Source organism: Streptomyces canus (assembly GCF_030816965.1).
Lineage (GTDB): Bacteria > Actinomycetota > Actinomycetes > Streptomycetales > Streptomycetaceae > Streptomyces > Streptomyces canus_E.
Map to the genome: position 1 here is coordinate 3,743,202 of NZ_JAUSYQ010000002.1, position 23,614 is coordinate 3,766,815.

At 71.3% G+C, this 23,614-nt stretch carries 22 protein-coding genes; 10 read left to right on the top strand and 12 right to left on the bottom strand.

From position 1 onward, the window contains the following. Window positions 1-17: 17 nt before the first annotated feature. The 3 genes from QF027_RS17990 (at window position 18) to QF027_RS18000 (ending at window position 6,120) form a co-directional block, all read left to right on the top strand. Window positions 18-1,778 carry an amylo-alpha-1,6-glucosidase gene (locus QF027_RS17990; RefSeq protein WP_306981011.1) on the top strand — a complete coding sequence of 587 codons (1,761 nt, stop codon included), beginning with the start codon at window positions 18-20 and terminating at the stop codon, window positions 1,776-1,778. 83 nt (window positions 1,779-1,861) lie between these two features. Next, window positions 1,862-5,056, top strand: a complete 3,195-nt coding sequence (locus QF027_RS17995; protein WP_306981008.1) for an RICIN domain-containing protein — start codon at window positions 1,862-1,864, stop codon at window positions 5,054-5,056. Window positions 5,057-5,262: 206 nt separating this feature from the next. Beyond that, window positions 5,263-6,120, top strand: a complete 858-nt coding sequence (locus QF027_RS18000; RefSeq protein WP_307075608.1) for a DUF1963 domain-containing protein — start codon at window positions 5,263-5,265, stop codon at window positions 6,118-6,120. Between the two features lie 54 nt (window positions 6,121-6,174). On the opposite strand, the gene QF027_RS18005 is transcribed toward QF027_RS18000, so the two are convergent. The 3 genes from QF027_RS18005 to QF027_RS18015 are packed head-to-tail and all read right to left on the bottom strand — an operon-like array spanning window position 6,175 to window position 9,304. Then, the gene (locus QF027_RS18005) at window positions 6,175-7,005 is read right to left on the bottom strand and encodes a sugar phosphate isomerase/epimerase family protein (RefSeq protein ID WP_307075610.1); all 831 of its coding nucleotides are present in this window, start codon (window positions 7,003-7,005) and stop codon (window positions 6,175-6,177) included. After that, entirely contained in the window at window positions 7,002-8,156 is a 1,155-nt protein-coding gene (locus QF027_RS18010; RefSeq protein ID WP_307075612.1) for a dihydrodipicolinate synthase family protein, read from the bottom strand. Before QF027_RS18010 ends, QF027_RS18005 begins: the two co-directional genes overlap by 4 nt. Beyond that, window positions 8,153-9,304, bottom strand: coding sequence for a Gfo/Idh/MocA family protein (locus tag QF027_RS18015; RefSeq protein WP_306980999.1), 1,152 nt, complete (start codon window positions 9,302-9,304; stop codon window positions 8,153-8,155). The genes QF027_RS18010 and QF027_RS18015 overlap by 4 nt, the downstream gene beginning before the upstream one ends. A gap of 265 nt (window positions 9,305-9,569) precedes the next feature. Here QF027_RS18015 and QF027_RS18020 point away from each other — a divergent pair, with 265 nt between their 5' ends. Continuing rightward, entirely contained in the window at window positions 9,570-10,616 is a 1,047-nt protein-coding gene (locus QF027_RS18020; protein WP_307075614.1) for a LacI family DNA-binding transcriptional regulator, read from the top strand. A gap of 46 nt (window positions 10,617-10,662) precedes the next feature. Here the strand turns inward: QF027_RS18020 and QF027_RS18025 are convergent, their stop codons facing one another. Next, on the bottom strand, window positions 10,663-11,250 hold the full coding sequence (locus tag QF027_RS18025) for a DinB family protein (protein WP_307075616.1): 588 nt from the start codon (window positions 11,248-11,250) through the stop codon (window positions 10,663-10,665). 67 nt (window positions 11,251-11,317) lie between these two features. Then, window positions 11,318-11,989, bottom strand: coding sequence for a class I SAM-dependent methyltransferase (locus tag QF027_RS18030; RefSeq protein ID WP_307075618.1), 672 nt, complete (start codon window positions 11,987-11,989; stop codon window positions 11,318-11,320). 91 nt (window positions 11,990-12,080) lie between these two features. On the opposite strand from QF027_RS18030, the gene QF027_RS18035 reads away from it, so the two are divergent. Then, window positions 12,081-12,863 carry a DUF4253 domain-containing protein gene (locus QF027_RS18035; protein WP_307075620.1) on the top strand — a complete coding sequence of 261 codons (783 nt, stop codon included), beginning with the start codon at window positions 12,081-12,083 and terminating at the stop codon, window positions 12,861-12,863. Window positions 12,864-12,913: 50 nt separating this feature from the next. Here the strand turns inward: QF027_RS18035 and QF027_RS18040 are convergent, their stop codons facing one another. Together QF027_RS18040 and QF027_RS18045 are read right to left on the bottom strand one after the other, a co-directional pair. Next, a complete protein-coding gene (locus QF027_RS18040) occupies window positions 12,914-13,174 on the bottom strand; it encodes a Txe/YoeB family addiction module toxin (protein WP_306980990.1) in 261 nt (86 codons plus the stop codon). After that, on the bottom strand, window positions 13,171-13,446 hold the full coding sequence (locus tag QF027_RS18045) for a type II toxin-antitoxin system Phd/YefM family antitoxin (protein ID WP_306980987.1): 276 nt from the start codon (window positions 13,444-13,446) through the stop codon (window positions 13,171-13,173). The genes QF027_RS18040 and QF027_RS18045 overlap by 4 nt, the downstream gene beginning before the upstream one ends. 196 nt (window positions 13,447-13,642) lie before the next feature. On the opposite strand from QF027_RS18045, the gene QF027_RS18050 reads away from it, so the two are divergent. The 3 genes from QF027_RS18050 to QF027_RS18060 all read left to right on the top strand — a co-directional run bounded on the left by QF027_RS18050 (window position 13,643) and on the right by QF027_RS18060 (window position 17,124). Next, window positions 13,643-14,575, top strand: coding sequence for a bifunctional helix-turn-helix transcriptional regulator/GNAT family N-acetyltransferase (locus QF027_RS18050; protein WP_306980985.1), 933 nt, complete (start codon window positions 13,643-13,645; stop codon window positions 14,573-14,575). Window positions 14,576-14,843: 268 nt separating this feature from the next. Next, window positions 14,844-15,644 carry a sugar phosphate isomerase/epimerase family protein gene (locus QF027_RS18055; RefSeq protein ID WP_306980984.1) on the top strand — a complete coding sequence of 267 codons (801 nt, stop codon included), beginning with the start codon at window positions 14,844-14,846 and terminating at the stop codon, window positions 15,642-15,644. Window positions 15,645-15,888: 244 nt separating this feature from the next. Then, on the top strand, window positions 15,889-17,124 hold the full coding sequence (locus QF027_RS18060; RefSeq protein ID WP_307075622.1) for an MFS transporter: 1,236 nt from the start codon (window positions 15,889-15,891) through the stop codon (window positions 17,122-17,124). Here QF027_RS18060 and QF027_RS18065 read toward each other — a convergent pair. Next, window positions 17,108-17,686 (bottom strand): RBBP9/YdeN family alpha/beta hydrolase, encoded by a 579-nt coding sequence (locus QF027_RS18065; RefSeq protein ID WP_307075624.1) that lies wholly within the window; start codon window positions 17,684-17,686, stop codon window positions 17,108-17,110. The genes QF027_RS18060 and QF027_RS18065 overlap by 17 nt on opposite strands. Window positions 17,687-17,737: 51 nt before the next feature. Between QF027_RS18065 and QF027_RS18070 the strand changes: the two genes are divergently transcribed. Next, entirely contained in the window at window positions 17,738-18,697 is a 960-nt protein-coding gene (locus QF027_RS18070) for a LysR family transcriptional regulator (RefSeq protein WP_307075626.1), read from the top strand. Here QF027_RS18070 and QF027_RS18075 read toward each other — a convergent pair. From QF027_RS18075 to QF027_RS18090, 4 genes are read right to left on the bottom strand one after another with little or no spacing between them, the layout of a single operon-like run. Continuing rightward, window positions 18,692-19,195 carry a GNAT family N-acetyltransferase gene (locus QF027_RS18075; protein ID WP_307075629.1) on the bottom strand — a complete coding sequence of 168 codons (504 nt, stop codon included), beginning with the start codon at window positions 19,193-19,195 and terminating at the stop codon, window positions 18,692-18,694. The genes QF027_RS18070 and QF027_RS18075 overlap by 6 nt on opposite strands. Before the next feature lie 13 nt (window positions 19,196-19,208). Beyond that, window positions 19,209-19,841: a GNAT family N-acetyltransferase gene (locus QF027_RS18080; RefSeq protein ID WP_307075631.1), complete on the bottom strand. Its 633-nt coding sequence runs from the start codon at window positions 19,839-19,841 to the stop codon at window positions 19,209-19,211. A 7-nt stretch (window positions 19,842-19,848) separates the two neighbouring features. Further along, window positions 19,849-21,114, bottom strand: a complete 1,266-nt coding sequence (gene aroA, locus QF027_RS18085; protein WP_307075633.1) for a 3-phosphoshikimate 1-carboxyvinyltransferase — start codon at window positions 21,112-21,114, stop codon at window positions 19,849-19,851. 60 nt (window positions 21,115-21,174) lie between these two features. Continuing rightward, window positions 21,175-21,432, bottom strand: coding sequence for a hypothetical protein (locus QF027_RS18090; protein WP_307075635.1), 258 nt, complete (start codon window positions 21,430-21,432; stop codon window positions 21,175-21,177). Between the two features lie 358 nt (window positions 21,433-21,790). Between QF027_RS18090 and QF027_RS18095 the strand changes: the two genes are divergently transcribed. Beyond that, window positions 21,791-23,575, top strand: a complete 1,785-nt coding sequence (locus QF027_RS18095; protein WP_307075636.1) for a glycoside hydrolase family 3 protein — start codon at window positions 21,791-21,793, stop codon at window positions 23,573-23,575. Window positions 23,576-23,614: the final 39 nt, after the last annotated feature.

Genomic DNA, 23,614 nt, shown 5'->3' on the forward strand with positions numbered 1-23,614 from the left:
AAACGAGTACCGCCACCATGACCGCCGCCCCGTCCGGCCCGGCCTTCTCCGTCCACGACATACCCTTCAGCACCCACGGATCCTGGTTCGGCATCTCCCCCGTGGTGGCGGAGAAGACGTACGCGGAGGACCTCCACCTCGTCTCGCACCAGAACGGCATGCACGCCGTCCTGAGCCTGGTCCCCCTCGACGCGGCGACGGGCGACCGCGCCGAGACCCGCGTCGAGGCCACACCGGGCCTGCTGACCTGGACCGGCGCGGCCGGACGCGTCGACCTCGCCTACGAGACGCCAGACACCGTACGACTGCGCGGTGCGGGTCTGTCGCTGCGCGTTTCCGCCGCGGCACCGGCGCTGACCCCGTTCAGCGGCACCTACTTCTACCGCGACCCGGTGGACGGAGCCCACACGTTCACCTCCTACGAGACCGGGCGCCGCTACCGGATCACCGTGCTGTCCGGCACGGTCGCCGAGGTGTCCGGCTCCCAGGCCCTGGGCGCCGGGGACCGCGGTCTCACGGTCGCCGGCGAGGCCGACGGATCGTGGGAGGTCGCGGTCGAGGAACTCGACAGTGCACGTCGGCCCTACCGCACCTCGGCGGCGTTCGGCGAGGTCATGGAGGCCGCGCGGCGATCGTTCGCCGAGTTCGCCGACACGGTCGCCCCCTGGCGCTCGGACGACACTCCGGCAGCCGAACTCGCCGCCTACGTCCTGTGGTCGGCGACCGTACGCCCGGCCGGCCTGGTCACCCGGCCCGGTGTGCTGATGTCCAAGCACTGGATGGACAAGGTGTGGAGCTGGGACCACTGCTTCAACGCCCTCGCGCTGGCCCCGGGATCCCCCGGTCTCGCCTGGGACCAGTTCTCGCTGCCCTTCGACCACCAGGACGAGAGCGGAGCCCTCCCCGACTCCGTCACCCACTCCGAGGTCCTCTACAACTTCGTCAAACCGCCCATCCACGGCTGGGCCCTGGGTCACCTGCGCACCCGGCTCACCGAACCTCTCGACCCGGCCCAACTGGCGCAGGCGTACGACAGGTTGACCCGCTGGACGGACTTCTGGCTCACCGCCCGGCGCGCACCCGGCACCGCACTGCCCCACTACCAGCACGGCAACGACAGCGGCTGGGACAACGCCACCACCTTCGACCCCGGACGCCTCGCCGTCACCGCCGACCTCACCGCGACGCTGATCCTCCAGCTCGACGAACTGGCCCGGCTGGCCGGCGAACTCGGCTTCGCGGACGACGCCAGGTGCCGCACCGAGACAGCCGACGCCCTCCAGGCCGCCCTGCTGGACGAGCTGTGGGACGGCGAACGGTTCCTGAGCCGCCCGGCCCACGGCGGAGCCCTCTCCCCGAGCGCGAGCCTGCTCGACCTGATGCCGATCGTGCTCGGCGACCGCCTCCCCGCCAAGGTCCACGACCGGCTGGCCGAACGGATCGAAGCCCACCTCACCGCGTACGGCCTGGCGACCGAACACCCCGGCTCCCCCCACTACGAGTCCGACGGCTACTGGCGCGGCCCGATCTGGGCCCCCGCCACCGTCCTCATCGAGGACGGCCTGCGCCGCGCCGGGCACGACCGGCTCGCGGACGAGATCAGCGCCCGCTTCCGCGCCCTGTGCGAAACCTCCGGCTTCGCCGAGAACTTCGACGCGCTGACCGGCGAGGGACTCCGCGACCGCGCCTACACCTGGACCGCGAGCAGCTACCTGCTGCTCGCCCGCGACCACCGACAGCGCCGTGCGGAGGCCACAGCCGACACCACCGTCGCCTGACCGACGAGCGACACCCACCCACACGTCCGGCACGGGGGCCGGCGCAGCAACAACCAGCCACATCCCTGAAGGGACGTAAGGACATGCCACGAATCGGGCAAAGGCGCTCGACCACCAGACGCCTTCTCCACGGCATCACCAGGACGCTGCTCCCGCTGACCGTCCTGGCCGGCGTCACCACCGCGATGGCAGCGCCGGCCTCCGCCGCCACCCCCACCCTCACCGTCGATCTGGGCACCTCCACCGGAGCCTTCCGGGGCGGCGCCTCCGGGGCGCTGTACGGCCTGTACGGCCCGGACGTACCGACGAACAACCTCATCGAAGGGATGGGGCTGACGACAACCAACACCAAGTACCAGGACGGACAGCAGCACCCCGGCTCGGACGCCCTGGAGATCGCCAAGCCCTTCACCGACAGCGGCGGCGGGGACATCCTCATCTACATGACGGACGTCTACCGGGCCAACTACGAGCGCGAGAGCTACTCGGCCTACCAGGCGACCATGAAGACCCAGGTCGAGCAGGCGATGGCCAGCCCCTACGCGAGCCACATCGTCTTCGTGCCCTACAACGAGCCCGACATAGGCTGGTTCAGCGGCATGCGCACCAACTCGTCGACTCTGGCCGCCTTCAACTCGGAGTGGCGCCAGACCTACAACTTCATCAAGGGCATCTGGCCCGCGGCACGACTGGCAGGACCCAACCTCACCAGCTACAACTCCTTCGCCTACAGCGGCTTCCTCAGCTACTGCAAGGCCAACAACTGCCTGCCCGACATCACGACCTGGCACACCCTGGGCAGCCCGGCGGACGTCCGCAGCACCGTCGACGCCTACCGCGCGGCGGAGACCGCCGCGGGGATCACCTCCCCGATCACCGTCAACCTCAACGAGTACGCGCACCGCTACCACCTGACCGACCCCGGCCAGATGGTCGAGTGGATCGCGGCCCTCGAGGACGAGAAGGTCGACGGCAACCTGCCGTACTGGAACATCAACGGCAACCTCGGCGACTCCGCCGCGGCCCAGAACACCCCCAACGCCCAGTGGTGGCTGTACAACTGGTACAGCTCCATGAAGGGCGGCAACACCGTCAAGGTCACCGGCGCCGCGTCCAACGCCGCGTACACCCTCCAGGGCGTGGCCGGCCTGGACACGGCCAAGAAGCAGGCGCGCGTCATCCTCGCCGGGGGCGGCACCAGCGGCGCCTCCGACACCGTCATCAAGAACATCGACCCCGCCGTCTTCGGCAGCACCGTGCACGTCAGCGTGTTCCAGGACCGCTACAGCGGCTACCTCGGCTCGTCGGCCACCCCGACCCGGCTCTCCGACGCCGACGTCGCCGTGGGCTCCGACGGCTCGATCACCGTCCCCATCGCCCTCGACGCGATGTCCGCGTACCAGGTGATCGTCTCCCCGGGCGGCACCGGCAGCGCCACCGCCTCCGACGCCACCTGGACGGGCACGTACGAGGCCGAGAACGCCACGCTCAGCGGCAGCGGCTACAACATCAACACCGAGGGCACCACCGGACACGTCGACAAGTTCGCCACCTCCGGCACCAAGGACGTCGGCGGCCTGCGCACCAACTCGACCACGGTGATCTCCTTCCCCGTCTCCGTCCCCACCACCGGCGACTACGACCTGTCGGTGTTCGGCAGCAGCTACGCCAAGGACGCTGACGTCAAGGGCCCGACGAACGTGTACGCGCGGGTCGACGGCGGCGCCTCGACCAGGGTCGACATACCGGTGGGCTTCCAGTGGGTGGTGTGGGGGCACAGCGACACCACCGTGCACCTCACCGCGGGCAGCCACACCATCACCCTGGCCACCACCGGCGACAACGGCGGGGCGGCCGTCGGTGACGCGATCATCGACAAGATCGACCTGCGGTACAAGGACGCCTCCGTGCAGGGCACCACGCTCTACGAGGCCGAGCAGGCCAACCTCTCGGACAGCGGCACCGCCACCTACACCTCCCAGGGCCAGTCCGGCGCCGGCGCGGTGAACCTCACCTCCGGCAAGTCCGCGACCTTCTGGGTCTACTCCGCACGGGACGGATACGCCGACCTGACGACCCGCTACCGCAACACCGGCCAGGCCGGCCTCACCGTCAACGGCCGGACCGCCGACGACCAGACCCTCTCCGGGGCGACAACCGCAGCCTGGTCCACCTCGACCAACCGGGTGTACCTCAACGGCGGCATCAACAAGGTCAAGGTGACCGGCACCAGCGGCACCCTGGCCCTGGACGACCTGGCCGTCACCCCGTTCAGCGCCACCGACGCCGTCACCATCGGGAACGTCGTCACCTACCAGGCCGAGAACGGCACCCTCACCGGCACCGCGGCCACCGACACCACCTACAGCCAGGCCAACGGCGGCGTCGTCACGGGCATCGGCAACGGAACCGCCAACTCCCTCACCCTCAACGTCAACGCGCCCACGGCCGGCACCTACGCCATGACCATGCGCTACGCCAACGCCGAGGAACTGCCCTCCAACCACTACAACCCGGACCTGTACGCCGAGCACGCGGACGTCAGCGTCAACGGCGGCAGCGCCACCCGCGTCAACTTCGCCAGCACCCTGCACTGGAACCAGTTCAACGACTACACCGTCCCGGTGACCCTCGCGAAGGGCGCCAACAGCGTCAAGTTCACCGCCTCGCAGCTCTACAACTACGACGGCACCACCATCGGTCTCGTCTACTCCGGCGGCGGCAGCGACATCGGGCAGCCCATGCGCTCCAGCTCCGCACCCCACCTCGACCAGGTCTCCTTCGCCCCCGCGAGCCTGCACATCGGCGCCTCGACCGGCTTCTCCTCCACCGCGGTCGCCCAGCACAGCTCGCTCTGCCTCGAAGACCCCGCCCAGTCCACCGCCAACGGCACCCAGTACCAGCAGAACACCTGCGGCACCGGCCAGGAGCAGATCTTCGACTTCCACCCCGTAACCGGCACGACCGACACCTACACCGTGGTCAACCACTCCAGCGGCAAGTGTCTGGACGTCTCCGGCCTCTCCACGGCTGACGGGGCCGCCGTCCAGCAGTGGACCTGCCTCAACGGCACCAACCAGCGGTTCACGCTGAGAGCGGTGACCGCGCTCGGCAACAGCCACGACTACCAGCTGGTCGCCGTGCACAGCGGCAAGTGCGTCGACGTCAGCACCGTCTCCACCGCGCCCGGCGCCCTCGTCCACCAGTGGACCTGCGACACCGGGAGCACGCTGACCACCAAGAAGAACCAGATCTGGCGCCTGCTCGGCAAGAGCTGATCAGCGGCGGATCCACCACGCACGTACTTCGAAGGGGCCCGGTCTGACGACCGGACCCCTTCGGCTTTTCCCTCCCCGTCAGAACCCCCGCGATCCCCCCGGATCCCCCTCCAAGAGTCCTGATGCCAAGTACGACAGGCGAGGTGGGAGAAGGGTTGTACGGGTCCACGGATTTTTTTGTCAGTGCCCGGCCCTAGGTTTCCTCCATGACTCCTGACGAGATGCGAGAGAGATTAGGGCCCTTCCGTGACAAGGCGCTCGCGCGCGGGATACCCGCCGAGGACGTGGAGCGGTGGATGGGCACCGCCAGGCCCTGCGCGACGCTGGCCGAGGACGGGGACGGGCCGGTGGTGGGGCGGTTCGGAGGGCCGTTGATGCTTCCGGTCGGGACACCGCACCCCTTCCACCCCTTCGTCGCGTCCATCGACCTCGCGGCCCTGCCCGCCGGCGCGACGGATCTTCCGCTGCCGCCCGACGGTCACCTGCTGCTGTTCGCCTATCCCGAGAACTTCGGCGACGGGGACAACATGGGCAACGTGGTGTACGTCCCGGCGGGGACCGCCGTGGAGGAGCGGGACAAGGAGGGGTGGGCCTGGTTCGAGAACGACGACGAGTACCAGGAGGTCTTCGCGCAGTTCCCGCAGGAGACGCTCAGGGCGACGGTCGACGTCTCGCTGCCGTACCACTACTGGGTCGAGATACCCGAGGAGCCCCGCTGGGTATCGCTGCCCGGGCATCCGCGCTCCCAGGAACTGGCCGCGGTGTGGGCCGAGACCCATGACGACATCGCCGCCGCGGGGCGGCTCCGGCTCGGCGGGTACGCCGACCAGGAGGCCGTCGACACCGACCCCGTGGGGACGGCGATGACCTGCGCGCTGAGGGAGGCGGAAGCGGGCCGTCGCGAGCCGGTGTCGGACGACCTCGCGGACTGGGTGCTGCTCGCCGAGTGGAATCCCTGGATCGACGGTCTGGAGGGCGCCACCGTCCGCTGGTCGATCCAGCGCGCGGACTTGGCGGCACGACGCTTCGACCGCGCGTTCACGACGGTGTTCCGGAATCCGTAGGGGCTTCGGACGGGGCCGGAGGGGAAGTCCCGAGATTCCCCTCCGGCCCCCGCTTCACAGGGTGTGGGCCACGAACCGTTCGGCGGTCTCGGTGAGCACCTCGCGGCCGTCCCGGGCCCACAGCGCGTCGTTGAACAGCTCGACCTCGATCGCGCCCGTGTACCCGGCCGCCTCGACGTACCGCTGCCACTCCCGCATGTCGATCGCGCCGTCGCCGATCTGTCCGCGGCCGTTCAGCACACCCTCCGGCAGCGGGGTCGTCCAGTCCGCGAGCTGGAAGGTGTGGATACGGTCGCCGGCGCCCGCGCGGGCGATCTGCGCGGGCGCGTTGTCGTCCCACCAGATGTGGTACGTGTCCACCGTGACGCCGACCTGCTGGGCGGGGAAGCGCTCCGCCAGGTCGAGGGCCTGGGTGAGCGTCGAGACCACGCAGCGGTCCGAGGCGTACATGGGGTGCAGCGGCTCGATGGCCAGCTTCACCCCGTGCTCCTCCGCGTACGGGCCCAGGACGGACAGGGCGTCCGCGATGCGTTCGCGGGCGCCGTGCAGGTCCTTGGAGCCGGCCGGGAGGCCGCCGGAGACCAGCACCAGGGTGTCGGTGCCCAGCGTCGCCGCCTCGTCGACCGCGCGGCGGTTGTCGTCCAGCGCCGCGGCCCGCTCGTCCGCGTCGATCGCCGTGAAGAAGCCGCCGCGGCACAGGGTGGTGACCGTGAGGCCCGCGTCACGGACCAGCTTGGCCGTCGCCTCGAGGCCGTACGTCTGGACGGGCTCGCGCCACAGTCCGACGTTGACGACGCCCAACTGGCCGCATGCTTCGACGAGTTCCGGCATCGACAGCTGCTTGACCGTCATCTGGTTGATGGAGAAGCGGGACAGGTCGGTCACTGGTTCACCCCGTACAGGGACAGCAGGTTCTTCATCCGCTCCTCCGCCAGCTTCGGGTCCGGGAACAGGCCCAGGCCGTCGGCGAGTTCGTAGGCGCGCGCGAAGTGCGGGAGGGAGCGGGCCGACTGGAGGCCGCCGACCATCGTGAAGTGCGACTGGTGGCCGGCCAGCCAGGCCAGGAAGACCACGCCCGTCTTGTAGAACCGGGTGGGTGCCTGGAAGAGATGGCGGGACAACTCGACGGTGGGGTCGAGGAGTTCGCGGAAGCCCTTGGCGTCACCGGTGTCCAGGACGCGGACCGCCTCGGCCGCGAGCGGGCCCAGCGGGTCGAAGATGCCGAGCAGGGCGTGACTGAAGCCCTGGTCGTCACCCGCGATCAGCTCGGGGTAGTTGAAGTCGTCGCCCGTGTAGCAGCGGACGCCCTGCGGGAGCCGGCGGCGGATGTCGATCTCACGCTGCGCCTCGAGGAGCGACACCTTGATGCCGTCCACCTTGTCGGGGTGGGCCGCGATGACCTCGAGGAACGTGTCCGTGGCGGCGTCCAGGTCGCTCGACCCCCAGTAGCCCTCCAGCGCCGGGTCGAACATCGGGCCCAGCCAGTGCAGGACGACCGGCTCGGCGGACTGGCGCAGGAGGTGGCCGTAGACCTCGAGGTAGTCCTCGGGGCTCTTGGCGGCCGCCGCGAGGGCCCGGGAGGCCATCAGGATGGCCTGGGCGCCGGACTCCTCGACGAGGGCGAGCTGCTCCTCGTAGGCGGCCCGGACCTCGTCCAGGGTCGCCGGGCCGGTGAGCTGGTCGGTGCCGACACCGCAGGCGATGAGGCCGCCGACCGACGTGGCCTCGGCGGCGCTGCGGCGGATCAGCTCGGCCGCGCCCGCCCAGTCCAGGCCCATTCCGCGCTGGGCGGTGTCCATCGCCTCGGCGACCCCGAGCCCGTGCGACCACAGGTGGCGGCGGAAGGCCAGGGTGGCGTCCCAGTCGACGGCGGCCGGGGAGTCCGGTGTGGAGTCGGCGAACGGGTCGGCGACGACGTGCGCCGCCGAGAAGACCGTACGGGAGGTGAAGGGGGTGCCGGGGGTGGCGGCGAAGGGTTCCTTGCGGGGCTCGTAGGCCCTGAATCCCCCCTTGAAGTCCGGAAGTCGGATGGTCACAGCGAGATCTCCGGTACGTCGAAACGGCGGCCCTCGGCCGAGGACTTCAGGCCCAGTTCGGCGAGCTGGACGCCGCGGGCGCCGGCCAGGAGGTCCCACTGGTAGGGGGCGTCGGCGTAGACGTGCTTGAGGAAGAGCTCCCACTGGGCCTTGAAGCCGTTGTCGAACTCGGCGTTGTCCGGGACCTCCTGCCACTGGTCGCGGAAGACCTCGGTGGCGGGGATGTCGGGGTTCCAGACCGGCTTGGGGGTGGCGCTGCGGTGCTGGACGCGGCAGTTGCGCAGACCGGCGACGGCGGAGCCCTCGGTGCCGTCGACCTGGAACTCGACGAGTTCGTCGCGGTTGACGCGGACGGCCCAGGAGGAGTTGATCTGGGCGATGGCGCCGCCCTCGAGCTCGAAGATGCCGTAGGCGGAGTCGTCGGCGGTGGCGTCGTACGGCTTGTCGTTCTCGTCCCAGCGCTGCGGGATGTGGGTGGCGGTGAGGGCCTGGACGGACTTCACCCGGCCGAAGAGCTCGTGGAGCACGTACTCCCAGTGCGGGAACATGTCGACAACGATGCCACCGCCGTCCTCGGCGCGGTAGTTCCACGAGGGGCGCTGGGCGGTCTGCCAGTCGCCCTCGAAGACCCAGTAGCCGAACTCGCCGCGGATCGAGAGGATCCGGCCGAAGAAGCCGCCGTCGATGAGGCGCTTCAGCTTGAGCAGGCCGGGGAGGAAGAGCTTGTCCTGGACGACGCCGTGCTTGATGCCCTTCTCATTGGCGAGACGGGCCAGCTCCAGGGCGCCCTCCAGGCCGGTGGCGGTGGGCTTCTCCGTGTAGATGTGCTTGCCCGCCGCGATCGCCTTCTTGATCGCCTCCTGGCGGGCGGAGGTGACCTGGGCGTCGAAGTAGATGTCGACGGTCGGGTCGGCGAGGACCGCGTCCACGTCGGTGGAGATGTGCTCGATGCCGTGCTGCTCGGCCAGCGCCTTCAGGGCGTGCTCGCGGCGGCCCACCAGGATCGGCTCGGGCCACAGCACCGTGCCGTCGCCCAGGTCGAGACCGCCCTGCTCGCGGATCGCGAGGATCGAGCGGACGAGGTGCTGGCGGTAGCCCATGCGCCCCGTCACACCGTTCATGGCGATACGCACCGTCTTGCGTGTCACGTCATTCCCTTCGTAGGAGTCGTACGCGGTTGTTCGCGCCGCGCACGCTCCACTGATGAGCGTTACAGCAAGCGCTTTCTATCTAGGAAGAAGCTAGCCTCTGACCAGCGGTCTGGACAAGACCGCGAACCGGGTGAGTTGTTCGAGGGGGCGAACAGCTGGGCGTCATGGCCTTAAGGTCGGCTCGGAACCGGGACCTTGGTGCCCGCGTGTACGACGGAGTACGACTGAGATGCGCTGCGGCGCACGACCGGAGGACGACGAGATGACGGTGACCCTGGCGGACGTGGCGGCCCGCGCCCAGGTCTCCCCCGCGACGGTGTCGCGCGTGTTGAACGGGAACTACCCCGTGGCCGCGACCACACGTGAGCGGGTGCTGCGGGCCGTGGACGAGCTGGACTACGTGCTCAACGGTCCGGCGAGCTCGCTCGCCGCCGCCACCTCGGATCTGGTCGGGATCCTCGTGAACGACATCGCGGACCCCTTCTTCGGGATCATGGCCGGTGCGATCCAGTCGGAGATCGGGGGGCCGGGCGGGCGCGCGGGCGGTGAGCGGCTCGGGGTCGTCTGCAACACGGGGGGCTCTCCGGAGCGGGAGCTGACGTATCTCACCCTGCTGCAGCGGCAGCGGGCGGCGGCGGTCGTCCTGACGGGCGGGGCGGTGGAGGACGCGCCGCACAAGGCCGCGATGTCCGCCAAGCTGCGCAAGCTCGCGGACGCCGGCACGCGGATCGTGCTGTGCGGGCGGCCGCCGGCGCCGGAGACCGGGGCGTTCGCGCTGACCTTCGACAACCGGGGCGGGGGCAAGGAACTCACCGAGCACCTCATCGGGCTCGGGCACCGGCGGCTCGGGTACATCGCGGGGCCGGAGGAGCGCACGACGACCCGGCACCGGCTGGAGGGGCACCGGGCGGCGCTTGAGGCGCACGGGATCACCGAGGACCCGCGGTGGACCGTCCATGGCCGCTACGACCGGCGGTCCGGGTACGAGGCCACGCTGGAGCTGCTGCGGCGGGATCCGTCGTTGACGGCTGTCGTGGCCGCGAACGACTCCGTCGCGCTGGGCGCGTGCGCGGCCCTGCGGGACTCCGGGCTGCGGATTCCGGACGACGTGTCGGTCGCCGGGTTCGACGACCTGCCGTTCAGCATCGACGCGGTGCCTGCCCTGACGACGGTGCGGTTGCCGCTGGCGGAGGCGGGGGCCCGGGCGGGGCGGATCGCGATGGGACGGGAGGAGCCGCCGCCCGGGGGGATCGCGACGGTTCGGGGGGAGCTGATGGTCCGGGGGTCTTCTGGGGTTCCTCGGGCTTGAGGGGACGCCCCCTGGGGGTGGCTGTACGGCGCCTTCGAGGGAGCCGTCAGCGCCCGCCCGCCTTCCTCGCCGCCTCCTCCACCCGGTTCCGGTACCGCTCCCACCAATCCCCGTCCCCCGGCGCCATGTTGTCCCCCTCCGCCCTCTGCCCCACCGACCCGTCGACGAGTTCGCGTACGACGTCGGCGTGGCCGACGTGACGGTGGCTCTCGGCGATCATGTGGATCAGGATGCGGCGGAGGGTGAGCTCGGAGTGCGGGGGCCAGGGGACGCGGCCGAGGGTGTCCAGGGGAAGGGACTCGAGGGTCTCGTCCGCGTGGGCGCAGGCCCGGCGGTAGCCGTCGACGATCTGCTCGCGCGTCTCCTCGGGGGTCGCCCAGAGGTCGGCGTTCGGTTCGGCGGCGCCGGTGATCCACAGGGGCTGGGCCCCGGGGAGCGGCCGGCCGAAGGTTTCGCCGAAGTAGATCGCCTCGGCACCGGTGAGGTGCTTGACCAGTCCCAGGAGGTTGGTGCCGGTCGGGGTCAGGGGGCGGCGGACGTCGTACTCGGAGAGGCCGTCGAGCTTCAGGAGCAGGGAGTCGCGGGCGTCCTGGAGGTAGAGGCGAAGGTCGGTGCCGGTGTCTGTTGCGGTCATCGAGTCAGTCTGTCGTCGGCGCGATCTTTGTCCACCTAGATTCCGTGGGGGCTTCACCGCCTGATGGTCAGTGGCGGGCCTTCACCGCCGCGAATCCGAACAGGTTGGGGATCCCGCCCGACCCGGTCTCGGTGGTCAGCTCCAGGCGCAGGCCCGCCGCGAGCGTGGCGTTGAGCAGGTCGGCCAGCGGGATGTGCCAGGCGCCGACGCGGGCGCGCACCCCGGCCGGGTTCCATGAGTCGAGGGTGCGGGTGCGGTCGGCGTACCGCTCGTCCAGCACGATCCTCGTCCCGTCGCTCCAGTCGGCGAACGCGCCGATGAAGCAGGGATGGACGCCGAGGTGCACGAACCGGCCGCCGGGGGTCAGTACGCGGGCGATCTCCCTCAGGACTGCGGCGTAGTCGGGGACGTCCGTGCTCGCCAGGACGCACATCGCGGCGGGGACCGAAGCGTCGGCCAGCGGGAGGGCCGTCGCGTCGCCGACCACCACCGGCAACCGGTGGCCCGCGTGCCGGAGTTGGCCGCGTGAGAGGTCGACGCCGACCGGTGTCCAGCCGAGTGCCGCCGCCGGGGCCGCGTGCGCGCCGGTGCCGCAGCAGACGTCCAGGCAGATTCCCTCGCCCGGACCCAGCAGGTGCCCGAGCGTGGTGTGCACCCTGTCGATGAAGTCCCCGGCGGAGGACGGCGACATGTAGTCGTTGTACCAGTCCGCGTGGTCGTCGTACGTCGCTGTCGTCATGCCTGGATGCTAGGCACCGCTCCCGTGCCACGGCCTGCCGTTCGCTCACGGCTCACGGCTCGTTGTCAGTGGCCGCTTCTATCGTCCTGGCATGGTCTTTTCGCTGCCCGACGGGCTGCCTTCGGGGCGGTTCGAGCAACGGGGGCCGTCGGAGGTTTGGTTCTCCGACGGACTGCCGGACGATGCCGAGGAGTTGTGGGCGGATCTGCTGAGGCAGGCTGCCGTCACCGGGCTGTACCCGCACCTGTGTTGGCCCAAAGACCCTCCGCGGCCCGCGGATCCGGCCGCCGCCGACGCCGTACGGCTCGACGAGGTCCTCGCGGCCGACTTCGCCGAGTACCGGCGCAAGCGGCTGCCGTTCTGGTCCGACCCCGGCCCCTCTGAACTGCCGGAGGACGTCGAGCCCTGGCCACACGGTCCGGGGCCGCCGTTCGAGAGATGGCCGGGGCTCGCGCCCGCCGGCCCGGGCGGCGGCGACGGGCCGGGAGCAGAGGAGGCGGCGGCCCGTGCGGTCGCCGATCTCCTGTACACCGAGCCGTTCGCGGCGTCCTTCGTGCTCGCCCTCGTCCCGGCCCGGCGCTCCGCCGATGTCCCCGCGGTGATGGGCTGGTCCCACGGTGGCCCGTTGCCGCTGCTGGGCGCCCTGTTGCGGAGCTGGGAGGACCGATTCGGGGCCCGGGTGGTGGCCGCGTACGGCGGTGAGCTGCATGTCTCCGTCGCCCGGCCGCCCCTCGACCAGGCGGACGCCGAGCGGCTCGCGCTCGAGCATGTGCTGTCCACCGCGGACAACATCGTGGACGACCCGCCGACGCCCTTCCCGGAGTACGCGCACGAACTGGTCGGGCGGACGGAGTGGCGGTTCTGGTGGGACTGAGGCGGGTGCGGCAGGGCTGCTCCGGATCCGATGGACCCGCCTGGCCACTGTCAGCTGTAGTGGTAGCGGGCTTTGATGACCACGACGGCCTTCTCTTCGACTGCGTACACCAGGCGGTGTTCGTCATTGATCCGGCGGGACCAGAACCCCGACAGGTCACCCTTCAACGGTTCCGGCTTTCCGATTCCGGCGAAGGGATCGCGTCGGCAGTCATCGATCACCTTCGCCAGACGGCGGCACATCTTCGGATCGGTCGTCGCCCAGTACACGAAGTCGTCCCATCCGTAGGACGTGAAACGGATGTCCCTCACGTCTCACCGTCCACCGCGCCGTACAGCTCGTCCATGGTCTTGTGGACCGTTTCCGTTCCCGCCTGGTAGTCCGCGATCGCCTTCATCAAGCGGGCGGCATTGGCCGGGGAGCGCAGGAGATACACCGTTTCCTGCCATGAACGGTAGTCGTCGGCGGACATCAGCACCGCATCACCGGACCGGGAGGTGATCTCGACGACGGTGTGGTCGTTGTTGACCCGCTCGATGAGGGGGAACAGGGTCTTCCTTGCCTCACTGGCGCTTATCGACATGCCGAACACCATCCTCTCGTAAGTGGTACAGGAATAACGTACCACTGTCGGTACGAGTTTTCGGTACCACCCTTGATGACTGCGCAGGTGCCGCCGTTACGCCCACCACCGAGGGGTAGCCGCGGTGGGCGCGGACGTTCTACGCTCAGTCCATCGATATCTCTGACTGAGTCAAGTATCCGGGGGTCGACCGATCATGACCGTCCAGGACATCCGCGCCTTCAACCGCTTCTACACGAACGTCATCGGCGCCCTCGACTACAGCCGCCAGCTCTACGCCCCCTACACCCTCACCGAGTCCCGTGTCCTGTACGAGCTCGCGCACTCGCCGCGCACCGACGCGGCAGACCTGCGCACCGAACTCTCGCTGGACGCGGGGTACCTGAGCCGGATCCTGAACAAGTTCGAGCAGGACGGACTGATCGAGCGCACGGCCTCGGCCCGTGATCCGCGCCGGCGCCGGGTCACGCTCACCTCGCGCGGCCGGGAGACCGCCGCGCTGCTCGCCGAGCGCGCCGACGAATCCGTGGGCGCGCTTCTCGCGACCGTCCCCTCCGCCGACCGGCCCCGGCTCTCCGAGGCGATGCGGACCGTCCGTACGCTCCTGTCCGACGGCCGCCCTCCCCGCCGCGAGGACGTCCTGCTGCGCGAGCCGGGCCCCGGCGACCTCGGCTGGATCGTGGCCCGGAACGCGGCCCTCTACGCCGCCGAGTACGGCTTCAACGCCGACTACGAGGGACTGGTCGCCAGGATCGTCGCCGACTTCGCGGAGGACCACGATCCGCATCTCGAGCGGGTGTGGATCGCCGAGCTGGACGGGCGGCCGGTGGGGTGCGTCATGTGCGTACGGGACGAGGCGCCCGCCACGGCCCGGCTACGGCTGCTCCTCGTCGAGCCCGACGCGCGGGGACTCGGCATCGGGGACCGGCTGGTGTCGGCCGTCGTCGACTTCGCACGCGGTGTCGGCTACCGCGACCTGGTCCTGTGGACCAACGACGTCCTCGCCGCCGCCCGGCGCATCTACCAGCGCCACGGATTCGTCCTGGCCGCCGAGAAACCCCACCGCTCCTTCGGCAGGGACCTGAACGGGCAGGACTGGAGGCTGGACCTGACCGGGACGGGTGAGTGAGGTGGGGCCGGGCCTGTGAGCGGCTCGGCCGGTCAACCGGAGAGCGGCTCGGCCGGTCAACCGGAGAGCCGCTCGGTCGGCCGGCCCGTGAGTGGCTGAGCCACTCGCCCAAGGCGTGGCCGAGCCAGTCGACGAGTGCAGAGCCCAGCGGCCGATCCACCCAGCTGCCCATCCGCCCAGTGGCTGAGCCACCCATTGGCTCAGCCACGCACCCGCGCCACCGGCCCGGACTGGACCTCACCGACTCGACCGGGTGAGAGTAGGGCGCATGAAACTGGCGTTCTCCACCCTCGGTGTCCCCGGCCTCCCCCTCACCGACGTGCTACGGCTCGCGACCACGCACGGCTATCACGGAGTAGAACTGCGCGCGCATCCGGAGGAGCCGGTGCACCCCGGTATCGGGCTCGCCGAACGGGCCGACGCGGTCGCCGAGTTCAAGGCGGCGGGCGTGGAGGTCCTCGGTCTCGCCGGGTACGCGCGCGTGGCCGCCCCCGGCGACGACGAACCCGTCGTGGAGGAGATCCACCGTCTCCTGGACCTCGCCCGCGACCTCGGCGCCGGCTTCGTGCGCGTCTTCCCCGGCGCCGCCTCCGACCAGTCCCGCGAGGAGGCCGACGCCACGGCCGCCCGGCGGCTCGGCACGGCCGCGGAGTACGCCGGCGACCTCGACGTACGCATCCTCCTCGAAACGCATGACTCGCACCGCACCGGCGCCGACGCGATCCGCGTCCTCGGCCGGGTCGGCCACCGTCAGGTCGGCTCGCTCTGGGACGTCATGCACACCTGGCTCGGCGGCGAACAGCCCTCCGAGACCTACGCGGCCCTCGCGCCGCACCTCGGATACGTCCAGGTCAAGGACATCGCGTCGGCCGACGACACCACTCCGGTCGCGCTCGGCTCCGGGGTCCTGCCGCTCGCGGAGTGCGTGGAGGTCCTCTCCCGGCACGGCTGGGACGGCTGGCTGTGCTGGGAGTACGAGAAGCGGTGGTACGAGGCGGCCGCGCCGCTGGAGGAGCTGCTCGGGGCGGGCCGCGAGCACCTGGCGCGACTGCTGAACGACTCGGCTTAAGCGGCATCGAGCGGTCAGGCGATCCAGCGGCCAGGTCGGGCTGGGCATCGGCGGTCGGGCCAACCGCCTGGTCAGGGCGGCGGCGGCCGCCCGGTCGCCGGCCTCGCCGGCCGTCACGCCACCGAGGACCACGCGGCCACGGCCTGGTCCTCGGCTACGGCAAGCAATATTCGGTGGCCGGGGCGGGGGCGGCCGGTTACCGTCCCGGGGTGCATCAGCCCGCCCCTGTCCCGGTCCCCCTGTCATGAGCCTCAGCCGTACGTTCCTCGATGTACGGCCCCTGCGCGCCTCCCCGGTCTTCCGGCGGCTGCTGTTCGGGCGCACGGTGTCCACGCTCGGCACCTTCATGACCATGGTCACCGTCATGTACCAGGTCTGGGACATGACCCACAGCACGATCTGGAGCGGCGCGGTCGGTGTCGCGCAGGCGGTGCCGATGGTCGGGGTCAGCCTGTTCGCGGGCGCCTGGGTCGACCGGGCCGACCGGCGCCGGGTCTACCTCACGGGCACCGTCGGCTCGGCTGTCTGCTCCCTGCTGCTGGCCGTGCAGGGCTTCGCGGGGCACGCGCCGGTGGCCGTCGTCCTGCTGCTGGTCGCAGCCCAGACCTCCTTCGCCGCGCTCGGCGCGCCCGCCGCCGGCGTGTTCGTGCCGCGCCTGCTGCCCCGGGAGCAGGTGGCCGCCGGTCTCGCGCTCCAGCAGGTCACCGGCCAGGCGATGATGCTCGTCGGCCCGGCCGTCGCCGGGGTCGTACTCGGCTGGTGGGGCATCGGCGTCTGCTACCTCCTGGACACCCTGAGCTTCTCGATGTCCTTCTACGGCGCCTACGGTCTGCCCGCGCTGCCGCCCGAGGGCGAGAAGTCCCGCCCCGGTCTGCACGGTGTCCTGGACGGGCTGCGCTTTCTGACCGGCCACCGGGTGGTGCGCGGCGCGCTGCTGACCGACCTGGCCGCCACCGTCCTGTCCATGCCGGTGAGCCTGTTTCCGCTGGTCAACGAGGAGCGCTTCGGCGGCGACCCGCGCACGCTCGGCCTGTTCCTGTCCGCGCTCGCCGTGGGCGGTGTCGCCGCGACGGTCTTCTCAGGCCCGGTCACCCGCCTGGCCCGGCCCGGCCCGGTGATGCTGTGCGCGTCGGCGACCTGGGGCGCGGCCCTCGCGCTGTTCGGCCTGACCACCAGCGCCTGGGCCGGCCTCGGCATCCTGGCGCTGGCCGGCGCGGCGGACGCCCTCGCCGTCCTGTCCCGCACGACCATCGTCCAGACCCGCACCCCCGACGCCCTGCTCGGCCGGGTCACGGCCGCCGAGACGATCGTCGGCCAGGCGGGCCCGCACCTCGGCAACCTGCGCGGCGGCCTCCTCGCGGGCTGGAGCTCGGGCGTGACGGCGCTGATCACGGGCGGCCTCATGTGTGTGGCGGCGGTGGGGTACGTCGGGGCGAGCACACCGGAGTTGCGGGCGGTTCCGGCTACGGACGAGGCGTGATCGCCGCATCCGGGTCCAGACACCAGTCCAGTACGGCGGGCCAGGAGCCGTAGCCGGCGTCCAGGTCGAGGTGGGCGGCGCCGGGGAGGATGTCGGCGGGGATGCCGAGCGGTTCGCCGAAGGTCTCGCGGGCTCCCTCGGGACAGTACGGGTCGTCGTCGCCGGCGACCAGGCGGGTGGGCCCGGGGAGGGTGAACTCCAGGGCGGGCGCGGCGAATTCGGCGACCTCGGGGTGGTGTTCGAGGACGGAGGCGGAGGGCGGGGCGACGAGCAGCACGCGGTCGGCGGAGCCGTGCTGCACGAGCCCGCGCGAGACGGCGTGCAGCCACAGCAGGGCGGAGGCGCTGTGGGCGATGACGATGCGCTCTCCGGTGGCGGGCAGCCGGCCGAGATGCCGGGCGAGTTCGGTGAGCCAGGTGTCGAGGTCGGGGTCGTCGGGGTCGGGGAGCTGGGGGTAGGTGACGTGGTGGCCGAGGTCGGTGAGGCGGTCGGCGAGCCAGTGCTGCCAGTGGTTGTCGGGCCGGTGGTTCTGCCAGCCGTGGAGGATGAGGTAGGCGGTCATGGCGTCGATGGTTTCCGATCGCCGATGCGCAGGTCCAGTTAATCTTTCACCGTGGAACAGGTAAGCGAACCCTTCACCATCGATCTGCGCCGGCTGACCGTGCTGCGCGAGCTTCAGCGCCGGGGCAGTCTGGCGAGGACGGCGGAGGCCCTGCACCTGACCCCGTCCGCCGTCTCGCAGCAGATCGCGGCGCTGGCCCGCGAGACGGGCGTACCTCTGACGGAGAAGGACGGCCGAGGCGTACGGCTGACCGGTCAGGCGCGTGTGCTGCTGGCTCACGCCGACGCCATCGCGGCCCAGCTGGAGCGGGCGCGGGCCGACTTGGGGGCGTACGGGGAGGGCGGTCGGGGGTCGGTGACGATCGGCTGTCTGTCGAGCGGGATCCTCGGCCTGCTGCCGGGCGTGCTGCGGGCGCTGGGCGACCGTCTGCCTCGGGTCCGGGTCGACGTGGTGGAGTCCGAGCCGCCGGACCTGTTCACGGCGTTGGACGCGGGCCAGGTCGATGTGGCCGTGGCGGTGCATTTCGCGGCGGCACCCCCGCACACGGACGCCCGCTACAGCCGCACCGAGCTGTTCACCGACGTGATGGACATCGCCGTCCCGGCCGGCCACCGGTTGGCCGGGCGCGAGCGCGTCGCCCTGCGTGAACTGGCCGCGGAGGCATGGATCGTGGGGGACGCGCGCAGTTGCGTGGGTGCGGTGGCGCGGTCGGTGTGCGCGGCGGCCGGGTTCACCCCGGACATCCGGCACGCGGTCAGCGACTGGGGCGCGCTGGCGGCGCTGGTCGAGGCGGGCCAGGGAGTGGCGCTGGTCCCCCGCCTGGTCCGCCCGGCATACGTCCACCGCGACCTGGCGCTGCTCACGACGGAGGACGGGGCGCCCCCGTCCCGGCACGTCTTCGCGGCGGTGCGGACGGGGGCGGAGGGAGATCCGGTGCTGGCGACGGTCCTGGATCAACTACGGCTGTCGGGCCTGGAGTTCACCCGCAGGGATCAGCAACGGGCCTTATGAGCCGGGCGGTGTGATCGTCCAGTGGTTGCTGCGCAGGACCCGGTCCGCGAACGGCATGTCGAGTTGGCCGACCAGACGGAAGCCCAGGGAGCGGCAGATGCCGTTCGAGGGGCCGTTGCTCGTGGCCGGGAACGCGTGGATGTCACCCCAGCGGTCCTCGCTCCACGCCCGTTCGAGCAGCGCGCGGACCGCCCGCTTGCCCAGTCCCCGTCCCTGGAACTCCGGCAGCACCATCCAGCCGATCTCGGTGAGGGGCCCGTCCCCGGGGTCGTGGGACCACACGGTCACCGACCCCGCCACCACGTCGGGCCGGTCCGGTTCGGGGACGATCATCTTGATCCAGGACTCGCCGGCCGCCGCTTCCTCCGCGTCCCGGCGCACCTTGTCCTCGATGCCCTCCCGCGGCAACGGCCCGCCGAGCCCGGCCATCATGACCGGGTCGCAGCGCATCCGGACGTAGGCGTCCACGTCGTCCACCGTGACATCGCGCAACCACACGCTGCCGCTCCCCTCATCCCCGCCGCGCCACGAACCCCGCCACCCGCTCCTCCAACCGCTTCCGGCACCCCGGCCACTCCTGCGCCGTGATGGAGAAGATCGCCGAGTCCCGCAGCCGTCCGTCCTCACCGGGCGCCCAGGAGCGCGACCAGTTCCGCAGGACGCCCTCGAAACGGGCGCCGACGCTCTGGATCGCCGCGCGGGAGCGTTCGTTGCGGGCGTCCGTCTTCAGATCGACCCGGGCGACGTCCCACTCCTCGAAGGCGTGCCGGAAGAGCAGCAGCTTGGCCTCGGCGTTGATGCCCGTCCCCTGCGCCGAGCCCGCCAGCCAGGTGAAACCGACCTCCACGGCGTCGAGTCGGTCCTGCGACCGCCAGCACCGCGGTTCCCAGAACGACGTGGCCCCCACCGCCCGTCCCGTCGCGACCGACACCTGTGCGTACGGCGCGAGCCGCCCCGCCGCCGCCCGCGCAAGCTGCGCGTCGACGTAGTCACCGACTTCGTCGGCCCTGGGCACCCAGGTGAACTCGTACGTACCGCGGTTCTCCTCCGCCGCCACGGCCAGGTCCGCCGTGTGCTCGTGGCCCAGCGGTTCCAGGCGCACCAACTCGCCTGCCAGGACCGGCCCTTCCAGCTGGAAACTCAACGCCTCGTCAACCCCCGATGGTCCTTCGCAGCTCCGCGAACGCCTCATGGAAACCGGGGAAAGTCTTGCGTACACATCCGGGGTCGTCGAACGAGATTCCCGGTACCCGAAGGCCGGTGACCGCGAAGGACATGACGATGCGGTGGTCGCCGTATGTCGTGATGCGGGTGCCAGCCGAAGGAGCGGCCCCCGGTTGGATCTCGATCCAGTCCGGGCCGGTCGCCACCCGCACGCCCAGCCGGCGCAGATTCTCCGCGCAGGCCTCCAGGCGGTCGCACTCCTTCACCCGCGTATTCGCCACGTCCTCGATGCGGACGGGGGCGGAGGCGAAGGGGGCGATCGCCGCGAGCGTCGGCATCGTGTCCGAGATGTCCCGCATGTTGACCGTGAGGCCGCGCAGTTCGCCGGTGCCCCGGACGGTGGTGGCCGTGGTGCCGACGGACACCTCCGCTCCCATCCGCCGTAGTACGTCCACGAAGCCGAGGTCGCCCTGGAGCGCGCCCGTGCCCAGGCCCGGGACGGTCACTGCGGCGCCCGGGGTCACCGCCGCCGCCGCGAAGAAGTAGCTCGCCGTGGACGCGTCGGGTTCGATCGCGTAGGTCGTGGCGCGGTAGCCGCCCGGCGGGACGACGAAGACGTCGCCCTCCCTCGCCACCTCCACCCCGAACGCCCGCATCATCGCGAGGGTGATCTCGACGTACGGCGCCGACACCAGGTCCGTGACGCGGATGCGCAGGCCCCGGCGGGTCAGGGGGCCCAGTAGCAGGAGTGCGGTGAGGTACTGGGAGGACTGGCCCGCGTCCAGCGTCACCTCGCCGCCCTCCACGCCCGCCGCTCGCACTGTCAGCGGGTGATGTCCCTCCGCTTCCTCGTGCCGCAGGTCCACGCCCAGGTCGCGCAGCGCACGCGACAGCGGCAACAGGGGGCGCCTGCGCATCTGGGGCGAGGCGTCGAAGCGGTACGTGCCGTGGCCGGCCGCGGCCAGGGTGGGCAGGAAGCGGGCGGTTGTCGCGCCGTCACGGCAGTACACGTCCGCCTCGGCGGCGGCCGGTCCCTGCGGCCGGCCGTCCACCTGCCACGCGTCCGGCGTACGGCCCACCCGGTAGCCCAGTCGTACCAGGCCCTCGGCGAAGCCCTCGGTGTCGTCCGAGCGGAGGGGGCGTACGAGGGTGGTGACTCCGTCGGCCGCTGCGGCCAGGAAGAGGGCCCGGGCGGTGATGGACTTCGAGCCGGGGAGGGAGAGGGTCTGCGGGGCGGGCGTGTCGGCGGGCATGCCCCTCATGATCGCCCACGACCACCCCCGGCGCGGGGACGTCCACGGGGTGGACCTCGTTCAGGCGCGACGCCCGGAGCGTGGCCCCCGCTTCCACCGGTCGTCCGGCAGCGGCGCCTTCCGGTCCGTCTGCACCTGGAGTTCGTAGTACGAGTCGGCCGCCGTTCCGTGCCACGCCTCGTCGTGTGCGGCCAGCGCGCCGCGCAGGCCGCCCCCGGCCGTGCCCCGTCTGCGGACGTGTCCGGCCAGGGCCGTGAAGAGCCCGAGCACGATGGCGAGAGAACCGATGACGATCAGGAGCGGCATCAACTGACCCATGCAGCGACCGTACGCCGTGCAAGTCGCCGACTCATCAGTCCCGTTGGCCCCGGCCGCACCAACTTGGGGATATTCGGCCCGAGCCGGGAACCCCGCCCCGCCGCCGCTCGTCCAATGCGCAAGCTGCCGGAGAGTCACCGTGGTACGGCGTCGGCCTCGCTGCTGGCTGCGAACGCTGACCAACCCTCTCCTGCGTACTGCGGCCGGCAGCACGCCGTCATCGGCGCGCCCCCCTCCAACTGCGCCGATGGCGGCCCCTCCCTGGTTGCTGCGCGCTCCCTTGACTGGCAGAAACTTCCCGGATATTGGTGACCCCTCGGAAGTTTCCTTCAGCGGATCACCTCCGGAAGGAGCGCACGTGCCCTCCAGACGTACCGTCCTCGCCGCCACGGCAGGCGTCGCCGCCTCACTCGCCATCGGCGGGACCGCACACGCCGACGACAAGAAGCTCCGCTCCCTCATCTCCCGTATGACGATCGAGGAGAAGGTCGGCCAACTCTTCGTGATGCGGGTCTACGGCCACTCCGCCACCGCCCCCGACCAGGCCGACGCCGACGCCAACCTCAAGGAGATCGGCGTCCGTACGGCCGCCGAGATGATCGCCAGGTACCGGGTGGGCGGGATCATCTACTTCACCTGGGCGCACAACACCCGTGATCCGCACCAGATCGCGGACCTGTCGAACGGCATCCAGAAGGCGTCCCTGCGACAGCCGCGCGGACTGCCCGTCCTCGTCTCCACCGACCAGGAGCACGGGATCGTCTGCCGGGTCGGTGAGCCCGCCACCCTCTTCCCGGGCGCCATGGCGATCGGTGCCGGCGGGTCGCGCAAGGACGCCCACGCCCTCGGCCGTGTCGCCGGGCAGGAGCTCAGGGCCATCGGCATCCGGCAGAACTACTCCCCCGTCGCCGACGTCAACGTCAACCCGGCCAACCCCGTCATCGGCGTCCGCTCCTTCGGCTCCGAGGCCGGCGCGGTCGCCGGGCTCGTGGCGGCCGAGGTCGCCGGGTACCAGGGCGCCGGGGTCGCCGCGACCGCCAAGCACTTCCCGGGGCACGGGGACACCGCCGTCGACAGCCACTACGGCTTCCCGGTCATCACCCACAGCCGGGAACTGTGGGAGAAGCTGGACGCCGTTCCCTTCCGGGCCGCGATCCGCGCCGGCATCGACTCGATCATGACCGCGCACATCCAGTTCCCGGCCCTCGATGCCTCCGGCGACCCGGCCACCCTGTCCCACCCGATCCTCACCGGCATCCTGCGCGGCGAACTCGGCTACGACGGGGTCGTGGTCACGGACTCCCTCGGCATGGAGGGCGTCCGCACGAAGTACGGCGACGACCGCGTCCCCGTCCTCGCTCTCAAGGCCGGTGTCGACCAGCTGCTCAACCCGCCGTCCCTGGACGTCGCGTGGAACGCCGTCCTGAGGGCCGTACAGGGCGGCGAGCTCACCGAGGCGCGGCTGGACGAGTCGATCCTGCGGATCCTGCGGCTCAAGGCCCGGCTGGGGCTCTTCGAGAAGCCGTACGTCAGCCACGGCGGCGTCACCCGGACCGTCGGCACCCCGGCCCACCTCGCCGCGGCCGACCGGATCGCCGAGCGGACGACGACCCTGCTGGTCAACGAGGGGCGGCTGCTGCCCCTGAACCGCAACACCCACCCCAAGCTGCTGGTGGTGGGCGCCGACCCCGCCTCCCCCTCCGGCACGACGGGCCCGCCGACCGGGGTCCTCGCTGCGGCCCTCACCGAACTGGGCTTCACGGCCACCGCCCTGCCGACCGGTACGGCCCCCTCGGCGGCCACCATCGCCCAGGCCGTCGCCGCCGCGCAGGACGCGGACGCGGTGATCGTGGGGACGTACAACATCACGGCCGCCCAGAAGACACTCGTCGAGCAGCTCGTGGCGACCGGGAGGCCGGTGGTGGCGGTCGCGATCCGCAATCCCTACGACGTGGCCCAACTGCCCACTGTCCCGGCTTACCTGGCGGCCTACTCCTGGACCGACGTCGAACTGCGGGCGGCGGCACGGGTGATCGCCGGAACGGCGGCGCCGCGCGGGAGGCTGCCGGTGCCGGTGCAGCGGGCGGACGATCCGGCGAAGGTGCTGTACCCGGTCGGGCACGGGCTGTCGTACGGCCGATAGCGCGCGGGACGTAGTTCCCGTACGACTCGCAACTCGTAC